This is a genomic window from Streptomyces sp. NPDC039423, assembly GCF_055598725.1.
In genome coordinates this window covers 193,816-206,873 of record NZ_JBVKAH010000008.1, presented here as the reverse complement: position 1 = coordinate 206,873, position 13,058 = coordinate 193,816, and the positions used below count along the sequence as shown (strand labels likewise).

Genomic DNA, 13,058 nt, shown 5'->3' with positions numbered 1-13,058 from the left:
GGTCACTTCCCGGTCGACGGTCGACGCGTCAGCCCTCCTCGGGGCCACCGCTCTCCTCGTCGGCCGCCTTCTGCTCCTCCTTCGGCGCCTGCGCCGACGGGGCCGGCGCGGCCCCCGGCTGGGGCTCGGCCACCGCGACACGGGCGGGCCGGATGGTCCGCTCGCCGATGCGGTACCCGGGCTGAAGGATCGCCACGCAGGTCGTCTCGGTGACGTCCGGCGCGTACGAGTGCATCAGCGCCTCGTGGATCGTCGGGTCGAAGGGCTCGCCCTCCTTGCCGAACTGCTGGAGGCCCATCTTGGCGGCGACCGTCTCCAGCGATTCGGCCACCGACTTGAAGCCGCCCACCAGCTCGCCGTGCTCGCGGGCGCGGCCGATGTCGTCGAGCACCGGCAGGAGCTCGGTCAGGAGGCTCGCGACGGCGATCTCCTTGACGGTGACCCGGTCGCGCTCGACCCGGCGGCGGTAGTTCTGGTACTCGGCCTGGAGCCGCTGGAGGTCCGCGGTGCGCTCGCCGAGCGCGGTGCGGGCCTGGTCCAGCTGGGCCGTCAGGCCGGCGACGGTTGCGGTCGCGTCCCCTGCCGGGGCCGCCGGGCCCTCCTCCGCGTTCGCGGAAGGAGTGGCACCGGCGGTCTCGGCGGCGTCGTCAGGCGCGGCGCCGGAGGGGACGTCGGGCTTCTCCTCGAAGCCCGGGGTCTCCTCCGTCATGCGGCCCCCTTCGGCTTCTCGTCGTCGACGATCTCGGCGTCGACGACGTCGTCGTCGGCGGCGGCACCCTGGGCGGCACCCGGGGCCTCACCGGCACCGGCGGCGCCGCCCGCGGCCTGGGCGTCCGCGTACATGGCCTGGCCGAGCTTCTGGGAGACGGCCGCGACCTTCTCGGTGGCGGTGCGGATCTCCGCGGTGTCCTCGCCCTTCAGCTTCTCCTTGAGCTCGTTCACCGCCGTCTCGACCTCGGTCTTGACGTCGCCCGGGACCTTGTCCTCGTTGTCCTTGAGGAACTTCTCCGTCTGGTAGACGAGCTGCTCGCCCTGGTTGCGGCTCTCGGCGGCCTCGCGGCGCTTGTGGTCCTCCTCCGCGTACCGCTCGGCCTCCTCACGCATCCGGTCGACCTCGTCCTTCGGCAGCGAGGAGCCGCCGGTGACGGTCATCTTCTGCTCCTTGCCCGTGCCGAGGTCCTTCGCGGTCACGTGCATGATGCCGTTGGCGTCGATGTCGAATGCGACCTCGATCTGCGGGACGCCGCGCGGGGCCGGCGGGAGGCCGGTCAGCTCGAACATGCCGAGCTTCTTGTTGTACGCCGCGATCTCGCGCTCGCCCTGGTAGACCTGGATCTGCACCGACGGCTGGTTGTCCTCGGCCGTCGTGAAGATCTCGGACCGCTTGGTCGGGATCGTGGTGTTGCGCTCGATCAGCTTGGTCATGATGCCGCCCTTGGTCTCGATACCGAGGGACAGCGGGGTCACGTCGAGGAGCAGGACGTCCTTGACCTCACCCTTGAGGACACCGGCCTGGAGCACGGCGCCGATGGCGACGACCTCGTCCGGGTTGACGCCCTTGTTGGCCTCGCGGCCACCGGTCAGCTCCTTGACGAGCTCGGCGACGGCCGGCATGCGGGTGGAACCACCGACGAGGACGACGTGGTCGATCTCGGAGAGCTGGATGCCCGCGTCCTTGATGACGTTGTGGAACGGCGTCTTGCAGCGCTCCAGCAGGTCGGCGGTGAGCTGCTGGAACTGGGCGCGCGTGAGCTTCTCGTCCAGGTGCAGCGGGCCCTCGGCGGACGCCGTGATGTAGGGCAGGTTGATCGAGGTCTCGGTGGACGAGGACAGCTCGATCTTGGCCTTCTCGGCGGCCTCGCGGAGGCGCTGGAGGGCCATCTTGTCCTTGGACAGGTCCACACCGTGACCGGACTGGAACTGCTTGACCAGGTAGTCGACGACGCGCTGGTCCCAGTCGTCACCACCGAGGTGGTTGTCACCGTTGGTGGCCTTCACCTCGACGACGCCGTCGCCGATCTCCAGCAGCGAGACGTCGAAGGTGCCGCCACCGAGGTCGAAGACCAGGATGGTCTGGTCGTCCTTGTCCAGGCCGTACGCGAGGGCGGCGGCCGTCGGCTCGTTGACGATGCGCAGGACGTTGAGGCCCGCGATCTCACCGGCCTCCTTGGTGGCCTGGCGCTCGGAGTCGTTGAAGTACGCCGGGACGGTGATCACCGCGTCGGTGACCTTCTCGCCCAGGTACGCCTCGGCGTCACGCTTCAGCTTCTGCAGGATGAAGGCGCTGATCTGCTGCGGGTTGAAGTTCTTCCCGTCCAGCTCGATCTTCCAGTCGGTGCCCATGTGGCGCTTGACCGACCGGATGGTCCTGTCGACGTTCGTGACCGCCTGGCGCTTGGCCACCTCGCCGACGAGCACCTCGCCGTTCTTCGCGAAGGCGACGACGGACGGCGTGGTCCTGGCGCCCTCGGCGTTGGTGATGACGGTGGGCTCGCCGCCTTCCAGAACGCTGACGACGGAGTTAGTCGTGCCCAGGTCGATGCCGACCGCACGTGCCATTTTCGATTCCTCCAGCTGACTTGAGTGGAACAGGCTCAAGGATGCACGACAGCCGGATCGGAGTCAACAGACTTGAGCCGTGGGGGCTCAACTTCTTGGCGGCGCTTGCGGCAGGGCGGTCGTCCGGCCCTGCGGCCACGACCCGCCGCCTACCCCGAACCACTACCACCTCACACACAACCGTGCGATCGTTCAAACAACGAATTAAAAGCCGCATTCACGGCGATTAGCCGCAAAGTCGTCAGGTGTGTGTCCCATGCGCTCCATGCACCCCTCACCGCGCGTCCCCCGCCTCCCCGAGGAGCCCGCCGGGCCGCCCGGTTGCGCCTCCCCCGGGCCCTGCGACCCGCCGCGCGCCGGGACACCGGCGCGGCTCGGCGACCCCAAGCGGGTCCTCGACCTGGTGCTGGCTACAGCCCTGCTCGCCCTGGCGGCCCCACTGCTCCTGGCGGGGGCCGTCGCCGCCGCGCTGGGCCGGCCGGCCGGCGGGGTGCTCGTACGCGAGACGAGGACCGGCCTCGACGGCCGCCCGTTCACCCTCCGGTATCTACCCGTCCGCCGGTTCCGCCTGGACGTGCTGTCGCGCCTGCCCCATGTCGTCCGGGGCGAGATGTCCCTGGTGGGCCCGGCCCCCCTCCCGCCCGGCGCCCCCGCCGCCCGCGCCCCCTGGCGCCGGAGCGTCAGACCGGGACTGACCGGCCTGGCCCAGGTGCGGCGCGGCTCCGCGCTGCCGTGGGACGAGCCGCTGCTGCTCGACCAGCACTACGTCGAGAACCAGTGGATCGGGCTGGACATCGCCCTGCTGCTGCGCTCGTTGCGGACCGTGCCCGGTCAGGCTCACCTGAGCGACGCAGATCACCGCCTGCGCGGCTACAGTGCGGCGGAATAACTGGGTACGCTCAGCACGGACTGAATAAGTTACCGCTTAGTAGTACCTAAGCCCTCCCACCCTCGCAGGCCCGAGGAGCCTCCATGCAACTCGCCGCGATCATCGTGTCGCTGGTCCTAATCGCGGTCGGCGTCGCCCTGTTCGGCCGTGCCATCCTGCAGATCTTCCGCTTCGTGATGCTCGGCCAGCCCGTACCCGCCGGGGTCCGGACCAACGACCCCGTGCTGCGCACCATCACGCTGGTCCGGGAGTTCCTCGGCCACACCCGGATGAACCGCTGGGGCATCGTCGGCGTCGCGCACTGGGGTGTGGCGGTGGGCTTCTTCGGCCTGCTCCTGACCCTGGCCAACGCCGTCGGACAGCTGTTCCAGGCGGACTGGCTGATTCCGCTGATCGGCGACTGGCTGCCCTGGGAGCTGTGGGTCGAGACCCTCGGCACCTTCACGGTCGTGGGCATCGTGGTGCTCATCGCCATCCGCCAGTTCAGCAAGGCGACCAGGCCGGGCCGCAAGTCCCGCTTCGCCGGCTCCATCACCTGGCAGGCGTACTTCGTCGAGGCCGTCATCCTCATCGTCGGCGTCTCGATCATGACGCTGCGCGGCCTCGAGGGCGCACTGCACGGCGTGGAGCACTACGAGGCCGGGTACTGGGCCTCGTACCCCCTGGTCCTGGCCTTCAAGGGGCTGAGCGTCCCGGCGCTGCAGAACCTGGTCTACCTCGTCGCCATGATCAAGATCGCGACGTCGTTCATCTGGATGATCACGATCTCGCTCAACACCAACATGGGTGTGGCCTGGCACCGCTTCCTCGGATTCCCGAACATCTGGTTCAAGCGCAACGCCGACGGCTCGACCGCGCTCGGCGCGCTCCAGCCGATGACGTCCGGCGGCAAGGCGATCGACTTCGAGGACCCGGGCGACGACGACGTGTACGGCGTCTCCCAGGTCGAGCACTTCTCCTGGAAGGGCATCCTCGACTTCTCCACCTGCACCGAGTGCGGCCGCTGCCAGTCGCAGTGCCCCGCCTGGAACACCGGCAAGCCGCTGTCGCCGAAGCTGCTGATCATGTCGCTGCGCGACCACGCGCACGCCAAGGCGCCGTACCTGCTCGCCGGCGGCGGCAAGACGATGGAGGGCGACGAGAAGGCCTCCGAGGAGCAGCTCAAGGACGTCCCGGCGGCCGCGCTGGCCGAGGCCGAGCGCCCGCTGATCGGCACGCTGGAGGAGAACGGCGTCATCGACCCGGACGTGCTGTGGTCCTGCACCACCTGCGGCGCGTGCGTGGAGCAGTGCCCGGTCGACATCGAGCACATCGACCACATCGTCGACATGCGCCGCTACCAGGTGATGATCGAGTCCGCGTTCCCGTCCGAGGCGGGCACGATGCTCAAGAACCTGGAGAAGAAGGGCAACCCCTGGGGCCTGGCGAAGAAGCAGCGCGTCGAGTGGACCAAGGAGGTCGACTTCGAGGTCCCGATCGTCGGCAAGGACGTCGAGGACCTCACCGAGGTCGACTACCTGTACTGGGTCGGCTGCGCGGGGGCCCTGGAGGACCGGGCCAAGAAGACGACGAAGGCCTTCGCCGAGCTGCTCCACATCGCGGGCGTGAAGTTCGCGATCATGGGCGGCGAGGAGAAGTGCACCGGTGACTCGCCGCGCCGCCTGGGCAACGAGCCGCTGTTCCAGCAGCTCGGCCAGGAGAACGTGGCCATGCTGAACATGGCGTTCGGCGAGGACGACGAGGACGAGTCGACCAAGAAGCCGAAGTCGGCCAAGAAGATCGTCGCGACCTGCCCGCACTGCTTCAACACGATCGCGAACGAGTACCCGCAGCTCGGCGGCGAGTTCGAGGTCATCCACCACACGCAGCTTCTCCAGCACCTCATCGACGAGGGCAAGCTGCTCCCGGTCACGCCGGTCGACGGTCTGATCACCTACCACGACCCGTGCTACCTGGGCCGCCACAACAAGGTCTACACGCCGCCGCGCGAGATCATGTCGGCCGTCCCGGGCCTGCGTCAGCAGGAGATGCACCGCCACAAGGAGCGGGGCTTCTGCTGCGGCGCCGGTGGCGCGCGGATGTGGATGGAGGAGCGGATCGGCAAGCGCATCAACAACGAGCGCGTGGACGAGGCCCTGTCCCTCAACCCGGACATCGTCTCCACCGCCTGCCCCTTCTGCCTCGTGATGCTCACGGACTCCGTGAACGGCAAGAAGAACGACGGCAAGGCCAAGGAGAGCCTCCAGGTCGTCGACGTGGCCCAGCTCCTGCTGGACTCCGTCAAGACGCCCGCGCAGGAGACGCCGGCGGAGGACGCGGACACCGAGCCGGAGCCGGTGAAGTAGTTCCCGTACGACGCCGGAAGCGGCCGGACCTGCCCTGGGGGCGGGTCCGCCCGCTTCGTGTCGCCAGGGGGCCCTGTGACCTACTGCACAGTAATCGCCCGCCCCGTCCCGCTCTTCCCCCGCTCGCCCCCAAAAGCACAGGAACCGGCCCACAAAGCCCTGATTCCGCCCCCATGCCGGCCCCTAGGGGATGTCACAGGTCCGCAGCAAAGGACCCGCCCCTCCATGGCCCGTCCACCGAACACGGCGGGACCGGGTACGTTCGGTGACGTGGCTGGATTCAGGATCGGACGCGGCCGGGACAACCGCACCCCGCAACAACGACCGCAGCGGGCGCCCTACGGCGGCGCGGCGGCACCACCCCCGTACGGGCAACCACAGCAGCAGCAGTGGCCCCAGGGGCAGCAGCCGTACCCGCACGGGCAGCAGCAGCAGCCGTACGGCGAGCCGGAGTACTTCGGCGACCCCTACGCGCAGGCGCCCGCCGCTCCCGTGCACGACCCGTACGCCGCGAACAACCCGGGCCACACCCGGGCGTTCAGCATCCACGACGAGGCGTACGACGACGGCTCCGCGTACCAGGACGGCGCCACCTACCAGGCCGGCGCCGGCCCCGCCCCGTCGGGACCGCGCCTGCACTGGAAGCAGCTCCTCAGCGGCATCGTCATGCGCCCGGGCCCGACGTTCTGGCAGATGCGCGACCACGCCGTCTGGGGCCCCGCCCTGGTGGTCACCTTCCTCTACGGCCTGCTCGCCCTCTTCGGGTTCGACCAGGCCCGCGAGGAGGCCATCAACGCCACGCTCTCCACGGCGATCCCGTACGTCCTCGTCACCGGCGTCATGTTCGTCGTCGGCGGCCTGATCCTGGGCGCCGTCACGCACACCCTGGCCCGCCAGCTCGGCGGCGACGGCGCCTGGCAGCCGACCGTCGGCCTGTCCATGATCATCATGGCCATGACCGACGCGCCGCGCCTGCTCTTCGCGCTGTTCCTGGGCGGCGAGAACACCCTCGTCCAGATCGTCGGCTGGCTGTCCTGGCTGGCGGCCGGCGCGCTCTTCACGTCGATGGTCAGCAAGTCGCACGACCTGCACTGGCCGAAGGCCCTGGGCGCCTCGGCGATCCAGCTCGTGGCGCTGCTGTCCCTGCTGAAGCTCGGCACGATCTGACGCCCGTACGTCACGCGAAGGCCCCCGCCGAGGCGGGGGCCTTCCGCGTGCCGGTGCGGCTCAGGCGTCGAGGACCTGGCCCTCGCGCTTCACGACGGGCGGCTGCACGCTCCACGGGAAGTTGATCCACTCGTCGGTCTTCTTCCACACGTACTCGCACTTCACGAGCGAGTGGGACTTCTCGTAGATGACCGCGCTGCGGACCTCGGCGACCGCGCCGAGGCAGAAGTCGTGCACCAGCTTCAGCGTCTTGCCGGTGTCGGCGACGTCGTCGGCGATGAGCACCTTCTTGTCGCTGAAGTCGATCACGTTCGGCACCGGCGCGAGCATGACCGGCATCTCCAGCGTGGTCCCGACGCCGGTGTAGAACTCCACGTTCACCAGGTGGATGTTCTTGCAGTCCAGCGCGTACGCCAGCCCGCCCGCCACGAACACGCCGCCGCGGGCGATGCTGAGCACGATGTCGGGCTCGTAGCCGTCGTCCGCGATGGTCTGCGCCAGCTCGCGGATCGCCGTCCCGAACTTCTCGTAGGTCAGGTTCTCCCGTACGTCACTCATGCTCACACCTGCGTCCGATGGAAGTTCTGGAAGGACCGCGAGGCGGTCGGCCCCCGCTGTCCCTGGTACCGCGATCCGTACTTCTCAGACCCGTACGGGTACTCCGCCGGCGAGCTGAGCCGGAACATGCAGAGCTGCCCGATCTTCATGCCCGGCCAGAGCTTGATCGGCAGCGTGGCGAGGTTCGACAGCTCCAGCGTCACGTGCCCGGAGAACCCCGGGTCGATGAACCCGGCGGTCGAGTGCGTCACCAGGCCGAGCCGCCCGAGCGAGCTCTTGCCCTCCAGCCGCGAGGCCAGGTCGTCGGGGAGGCTGATCACCTCGTACGTCGACGCCAGCACGAACTCACCCGGGTGCAGGATGAAGGCCTCGTCCCCCTCCGGCTCGACCAGCCGCGTCAGGTCCGCCTGCTCGACCGCGGGGTCGATGTGCGGGTAGCGGTGGTTCTCGAACACCCGGAAGTAGCGGTCCAGCCGCACGTCGATGCTCGAGGGCTGCACCATGGAGTCGTCGTACGGGTCGATGCGTACCCGCCCGGCGTCGATCTCGGCCCGGATGTCCTTGTCTGAGAGAAGCACGCCCCGAGGATACGCAGAGCGCGCGGGCCCGCCCCAATCGGACGACCCCCGCGCGCCTCCCACCACGTACTACCGCCGCTCGAGCACCACGGGCACGGCCTGCCGCAGCCGGGCACAGCGCGGACACCGCAGCAGCCTCCCCGGCCCGATCCGGCCGGCACCGAGCTGCTGCATCGGGAACGAAGCGGTACTGAACACGTGCCCCTCGGCACAGCGGACGACGGTGCGCTCCATGGAGTCCATCAAGTCCCTTCCCCAACAATGCGTGGACGAGAAAGCCACATTAGGGGATCAACAGGACACCACTCCAGGCGGCACCCCGTCCCCCCACCGTATGCCCCAACTCCCGCCCCGCGCACCTGGATCCGTCCCCCACACAGCACAAAGACCCCGCGGCGCGATACACCGGGGGCCTGCCGATGGGGTACAGTGAGCGACGGTACGGCACCGGATCTCCGGTGCGTGTTACGCGGGTGTAGTTTAATGGTAGAACATGAGCTTCCCAAGCTCAGAGCGCGGGTTCGATTCCCGTCACCCGCTCCACGCAGAAGGCCCAGGTCATCGACCCGGGCCTTTCTTGTTGTTCGGACCGGCTCAGGGCTCCTGTGCCAGATCCGTGCCAGATGCTGTGGCATCCACTGCATCACGCCGCGCCTGGACCATCCGGTCGAGTCCCGCAGCCACCTCCCTCTGACGCTCCAGGTCCGAGTGCTGGTAGATCAGTGCGGCACGCTCAGTGGACTGCCCGGCCCGGACCATCGTGTCCTTGAGCGTCGCACCCGAGCGGGTCGTGAGGGTGTGCCCGGTGTGACGAAGATCGTAAAAGCGGAAGTCGTCCGGCAGCCCGACGAGGGACCGAGCCCGTCGCCACTTCCGCCCGAAGGTGGAACGACGGAACGGCGCCCCCTTCTCCCCCACGAACAGCAGTCCATCCGGACCTTCCTCGGCGTACCAGTCGAGATGCCGCTGAAGCTCAGTTCGGAGAAAGGCCGGCAGGACAACGAGTCGCTTGCCCGCCACGGACTTGGTCGGCCCCTCCGCACGCTTGCCGGTGTTCAGCTCGGGCGCGGCCTGGCGCACGCGAAGGACCATGTTGTCGAGGTCGACGTCCTTCCGACGCAGCTCGGCCTGCTCCTCCGGACGGAGTGGGCCGTACGCGGCCAGGTAGACCATCAGCCGCCAGCGCAGCCCAATGGCCCCGGCGAGCTCGTCGACCTGGTCGACGGTGGCGATCTGCCGTTCGGCGGCCGACTCCTTGCCCGCTCCCCGGATGCGGCAGGGGTTGCGGCGGATCAGCTCGTCGTCGACGGCGGTTTCCATGATGGCCTTGAGGAGCCGGTAGGACTTGGCGACGGTCGTGGACGCGCCGGTGGTGCGAAGCCGTTCGGTCCGCCAGGTACGGACGCGCGGGGCGGTGATCTGGTCGAGGTCCAGGTCCTCGAAGGTGGGCAGGATGTGCAGCCGCAGCAGGCGCCGGTACAGCTCGTCCGTCGTGGCCGCGAGACCCCGCTCGTCTACCCACTGGAGCGCGTACTCGCTGAAGTTCACGGCACCCGCGTCCGGGTCCTGCCAGTCCCCTCGCCGGATCTCCGTCTGCTTCTCGGCGAGCCAGTCATCAGCGTCGCGGGCGGTCGCGAAGGTGTCGGGGGCAGGGCGGACGATGCCGTCCGGCCCCGGATAGCGGGCCTGGAAGCGCCCAGAGCGCAGTTTCCTGATGGACCCGAAACTACGCTTTCTTCCCTTCTGGTTGCCCATTAGGCAGCCCTCCCGTAGCGCGAGCGCCGACGCTGGACCGGCTGGACTGTGTTCCTTTCGATGTACGCGTCCAGGACTCGCTCCGGGATGCGGACGTGGCGGCCGACCTTGACGAAGGCGATCCGGCGTTCGGCGATCAGCCGCCGGGGGAAGCGGTCGGTGGTGCCGAGGCGTTGGGCGGCCTGGGCAACGGTCAGCAGGACGTCACTCACGTCCGATCTCCTTCCAGAGCTGCAAGTTCTTGGCGGGCCGTTTCACGGTTGAGCTGGAGGTCTCGGGCGATGGAGGCCGCCAGCACCGATTCGCCGGGGCTGTGGCCGTGTCCGGCGTACTGCCAGTCGGCGAGGACGAGGACGGTGTCGTCCTGGTCGTGGTCGGGGCCGGGCAGGCCGAGGGATTCGCGCTGCTGGGCAGCGCGGTAGTCGGCCCGGATCTGGCGGAGGGCGCCGAGGGTGGTGGAGTAGCGGCGGGACTTGGTGGAGAAGTGGCCGCGGAAGCCGAGCATGTGCGCCCAGGCCCACAGCCGCCGCTCCGGATAGATCGGGTCGAGTTCCTTGCAGGCCCGGATGAGGCGCTGGGCATGCTCGGGGACCTGGTGACGGTCGAGTTCGGCGAGCTCGCCGATGCGGCGGTCCAGGGTGCCGGTCGTTTCGGCGGCTTTGGTGGCGTACTTGGCGACGTAGGAGGCGACGGCCTGTTCGGTGATGTCGGTGCCGGCCTCGAAGGCGCGGATGGGTCGGATGTCGAGCTGGGTGCCCCAGCGCAGGGTGCGGGCGGGTTGGTGGGCGGCAGCCGGGACGGTGACGGTCGTGTACGAGTGGGCGACGGCGGCGCGGATGGCGTCGGTGAGCAGCTGCACGGTGGCCCAGGCGGGCGGCGGGTCCTCGGGGCCCTCCGGTCCGTCGAGGCGGATGACGGCGTGGAAGTGCACGGCACCGCGCTTCTGAAACTCGGCGACCTTGCCGTAGGAGACGCGGGCGGCTTCCTTCAGCTCGCGTTGGGTGAGCCCGGCGCGGGCGGCGATCTCGCGGCGCAGGCGGTTGGTGAAGCGCTGCCAAAGGTGCCCGGCGTAGTTGTTGAACAAGACGGCAGTGGCGTAGTCGTATGTGTCCGGGTTGAGCGGGGTGCCGAGTGCGTCGTCGTCGGCCTGGTGCTGGGTGCCGCAGCGGCAGCGGCTGGTGTCGGGGCGGTTGTGGACCGGGCCGAAGCTGGGTGCGGTGAGGGTGGCGAAGACGCGGGGGTGTTCGCGGACGGTGGCAGGGACTTCCTTGTCCTGGTCGCCCGCGAGTCCGGCGCGGATCAGGTGGTAGGTGTCGGCTGCGTACATCCAGGCGCAGGCCGGGCAGCGGGAGGCGCGGCGGTTGCCGCACGCGAGGCGGAGCCGTCCGCCGGGCTCGTCCTTGGTGGAGTAGCTGTGGAGCGTCTCGCCGGTGGCCTTGTCCTTGGTGATGGTCCAGCCGGTCAGGTGGATCGGGTTGGCGCAGCCTCCGGTGCGGCGGATCTGGTCCTGCCAACGGTCGAAGCCGGGGGACCCGGCCACCCGCAGCAGGTCGCTGAAGGTGACCGGGTCCAGGCCCGCCATGGTGGCGGTGTGGGTCAAAGCGATCACCGGCCCCAGCACCGACGCTTCTGCGGCGTGCTGGCGTCGCTGCTGGACGGACCCGACACGTCGTCACTGCGACGGTCCCGGCTGGGCCACTTCTGGCCCCTGGGCTCGTCATGCTTCCTGTGGGCCTGCGCGGTCTTCTTCAGGTGCTCGTACTCGCCGTCGATGCCCTCGTAGTGAAGGCGGTCGAGGCCGAGGCTCCAGCGGCGGGGCATCAGACGTTCACCTCCTGCTGGCGCAGCACGCGGGTGGTGCCGGTGCCCAGGCAGCGGCGGCAGGTGACGTGGAGCGTGGCGCGGGTGCCGTCGGGGCGGCGAGTGCCGGTGTCGATGGCGACGACGGGGAAGCCGTCGCAGTCGGGGCAGACCCGTGTCCGGGCAGGGCTGTGCTGGGACATGATGGAGCTTCCTTTCGATTGCGGTTGGAAGGGGCCGGACCGTCCGGGCGGCGGCGATGCTTGGCGGCTTGTGCGCCGCCCGGAGGCCGGTCGATGCGTGGTCGTTCTCAGCGCGCGAGGGTGCGGGCACCTCGGCGGCCGGGCGTGCCCTTGATCTCGTACATGTGGGCGTCGGCAGCGGAGAGCGCGTCGGACAGGCTGGCGACCGGCAGGTCGGCGACGCGGCAGGCGCCGACGGAGACGTACACCGGGACGCGCTTACCGGCGTAGGCGAGCGGTTCGTGCAGCAGGTCGACGAGCCGGTCGATGTCGTCGGCGTCGGCGGAGCGGATGACGGCGACGAACTCGTCTCCGCCGAGGCGACCCGCGATGCCATAGCGTCCGCACCAGGTCGCGAGGCGCTGGGCAGTGGCCGTGAGCACGGCGTCCCCGGCGGCGTGGCCGTAGGTGTCGTTGAGGGTCTTGAAGTCATCGACGTCCAGGAGCAGGACCAAGGCGTCAGGGTGCCGGCGGATGAGGCGTTCGGCCCGAGCGGTCCAACCGGCGCGGGTGCGGAGGCCGGTGAGCGGGTCGCGGCGAGCGGTGGCCAGCCGGTGGGCGAGGTACCCGGAGTGGGCGGCCCAGCCGAGCAGAGGCAGGGATAAGGCGAGCGCTTGCGAGTCCACGGTTCTCCCTTGTTGCGGTTGGAAGGGGCGTTGTGCGGGCCGTCCGGGGCGGTGGCGATGCTTGGCGGCTTGTGGCACCGCCCGGAGGCCGGTCAGCGGTTGAGTTCCTGGCGGAGCAGGCGGACCAGGAGCAGGAGCACCACGCCGCTGATCGAGAGCGCGATACCGGTGATGGCCACGGCCAGGAGCGTGGAGACGAGCACGGCTCCGACCGCGACGACGCCGACCACGGCAGCCGTGGGGTTGGCGCCTGCCTTCTGGACGAGGCCGGACGGGGCCTGGTGCGTCGGGACGACGGGAGCCGGGGTGGTGTGGGTCGCGATCGCCTGGTGAGTGTCGGACGGCGGGTACTTGGGCTTGAACACGGTGGGCTCCTACTTGGCGAGCGGGTCGATGGCGGGGCTCAGGAAGCTGTCGGCGAGCAGGTAGCCGCCCAGGATCAGGACGACGACGAGCCAGAGGGGCGGACGGACGAGCTTGATGCCGAGCCAGCCGACGACGATCAGGCCGAGCCAGAGCGGGACGTCCATGGCGGTGAT

16 protein-coding genes and 1 tRNA gene are annotated in these 13,058 nt (G+C 69.6%); 4 read left to right on the top strand and 13 right to left on the bottom strand.

Annotated elements, in window-relative coordinates:
- Positions 1–28 precede the first annotated feature (28 nt).
- Positions 29–709 carry a nucleotide exchange factor GrpE gene (gene grpE / locus ACZ7LK_RS25150; protein WP_392275519.1) on the bottom strand — a complete coding sequence of 227 codons (681 nt, stop codon included), beginning with the start codon at positions 707–709 and terminating at the stop codon, positions 29–31.
- Positions 706–2,559, bottom strand: a complete 1,854-nt coding sequence (gene dnaK, locus ACZ7LK_RS25145; protein WP_392275520.1) for a molecular chaperone DnaK — start codon at positions 2,557–2,559, stop codon at positions 706–708. The genes grpE and dnaK overlap by 4 nt, the downstream gene beginning before the upstream one ends.
- A gap of 256 nt (positions 2,560–2,815) precedes the next feature.
- On the opposite strand from dnaK, the gene ACZ7LK_RS25140 reads away from it, so the two are divergent.
- The 3 genes from ACZ7LK_RS25140 to ACZ7LK_RS25130 all read left to right on the top strand — a co-directional run bounded on the left by ACZ7LK_RS25140 (position 2,816) and on the right by ACZ7LK_RS25130 (position 6,960).
- Complete coding sequence (locus ACZ7LK_RS25140; protein ID WP_392275521.1) at positions 2,816–3,448, top strand: sugar transferase; 633 nt, start codon at positions 2,816–2,818, stop codon at positions 3,446–3,448.
- 83 nt (positions 3,449–3,531) lie between these two features.
- The gene (locus ACZ7LK_RS25135; RefSeq protein WP_469461959.1) at positions 3,532–5,793 is read left to right on the top strand and encodes a heterodisulfide reductase-related iron-sulfur binding cluster; all 2,262 of its coding nucleotides are present in this window, start codon (positions 3,532–3,534) and stop codon (positions 5,791–5,793) included.
- 270 nt (positions 5,794–6,063) lie between these two features.
- Positions 6,064–6,960 (top strand): Yip1 family protein, encoded by an 897-nt coding sequence (locus tag ACZ7LK_RS25130; RefSeq protein WP_471143511.1) that lies wholly within the window; start codon positions 6,064–6,066, stop codon positions 6,958–6,960.
- A gap of 60 nt (positions 6,961–7,020) precedes the next feature.
- Here the strand turns inward: ACZ7LK_RS25130 and ACZ7LK_RS25125 are convergent, their stop codons facing one another.
- From ACZ7LK_RS25125 to ACZ7LK_RS25115, 3 genes are all read right to left on the bottom strand, one after another.
- The gene (locus tag ACZ7LK_RS25125) at positions 7,021–7,518 is read right to left on the bottom strand and encodes a phosphoribosyltransferase (RefSeq protein ID WP_392275524.1); all 498 of its coding nucleotides are present in this window, start codon (positions 7,516–7,518) and stop codon (positions 7,021–7,023) included.
- Between the two features lie 2 nt (positions 7,519–7,520).
- Positions 7,521–8,096: a dCTP deaminase gene (dcd, locus tag ACZ7LK_RS25120; RefSeq protein ID WP_336323542.1), complete on the bottom strand. Its 576-nt coding sequence runs from the start codon at positions 8,094–8,096 to the stop codon at positions 7,521–7,523.
- 69 nt (positions 8,097–8,165) lie between these two features.
- Complete coding sequence (locus ACZ7LK_RS25115) at positions 8,166–8,339, bottom strand: hypothetical protein (RefSeq protein ID WP_392275525.1); 174 nt, start codon at positions 8,337–8,339, stop codon at positions 8,166–8,168.
- A 226-nt stretch (positions 8,340–8,565) separates the two neighbouring features.
- On the opposite strand from ACZ7LK_RS25115, the gene ACZ7LK_RS25110 reads away from it, so the two are divergent.
- Positions 8,566–8,639, top strand: a tRNA-Gly gene (locus tag ACZ7LK_RS25110).
- Between the two features lie 51 nt (positions 8,640–8,690).
- Here ACZ7LK_RS25110 and ACZ7LK_RS25105 read toward each other — a convergent pair.
- The 8 genes from ACZ7LK_RS25105 to ACZ7LK_RS25070 form a co-directional block, all read right to left on the bottom strand.
- Complete coding sequence (locus tag ACZ7LK_RS25105; protein ID WP_471143507.1) at positions 8,691–9,851, bottom strand: tyrosine-type recombinase/integrase; 1,161 nt, start codon at positions 9,849–9,851, stop codon at positions 8,691–8,693.
- Positions 9,851–10,063 carry an excisionase family DNA-binding protein gene (locus ACZ7LK_RS25100; protein WP_471143504.1) on the bottom strand — a complete coding sequence of 71 codons (213 nt, stop codon included), beginning with the start codon at positions 10,061–10,063 and terminating at the stop codon, positions 9,851–9,853. Before ACZ7LK_RS25100 ends, ACZ7LK_RS25105 begins: the two co-directional genes overlap by 1 nt.
- Entirely contained in the window at positions 10,060–11,433 is a 1,374-nt protein-coding gene (gene repSA / locus ACZ7LK_RS25095) for a replication initiator protein RepSA (RefSeq protein WP_471143675.1), read from the bottom strand. The genes ACZ7LK_RS25100 and repSA overlap by 4 nt, the downstream gene beginning before the upstream one ends.
- A 23-nt stretch (positions 11,434–11,456) precedes the next feature.
- Positions 11,457–11,672, bottom strand: coding sequence for a hypothetical protein (locus tag ACZ7LK_RS25090; protein ID WP_471143502.1), 216 nt, complete (start codon positions 11,670–11,672; stop codon positions 11,457–11,459).
- Positions 11,672–11,854 (bottom strand): hypothetical protein, encoded by a 183-nt coding sequence (locus tag ACZ7LK_RS25085; protein WP_471143499.1) that lies wholly within the window; start codon positions 11,852–11,854, stop codon positions 11,672–11,674. The genes ACZ7LK_RS25090 and ACZ7LK_RS25085 overlap by 1 nt, the downstream gene beginning before the upstream one ends.
- A gap of 107 nt (positions 11,855–11,961) precedes the next feature.
- Positions 11,962–12,519, bottom strand: a complete 558-nt coding sequence (locus tag ACZ7LK_RS25080; RefSeq protein WP_471143497.1) for a GGDEF domain-containing protein — start codon at positions 12,517–12,519, stop codon at positions 11,962–11,964.
- Positions 12,520–12,611: 92 nt separating this feature from the next.
- Positions 12,612–12,884: a SpdD protein gene (locus tag ACZ7LK_RS25075; RefSeq protein WP_471143494.1), complete on the bottom strand. Its 273-nt coding sequence runs from the start codon at positions 12,882–12,884 to the stop codon at positions 12,612–12,614.
- 9 nt (positions 12,885–12,893) lie between these two features.
- Positions 12,894–13,049, bottom strand: a complete 156-nt coding sequence (locus ACZ7LK_RS25070) for a hypothetical protein (protein WP_167536389.1) — start codon at positions 13,047–13,049, stop codon at positions 12,894–12,896.
- Positions 13,050–13,058 lie beyond the last annotated feature (9 nt).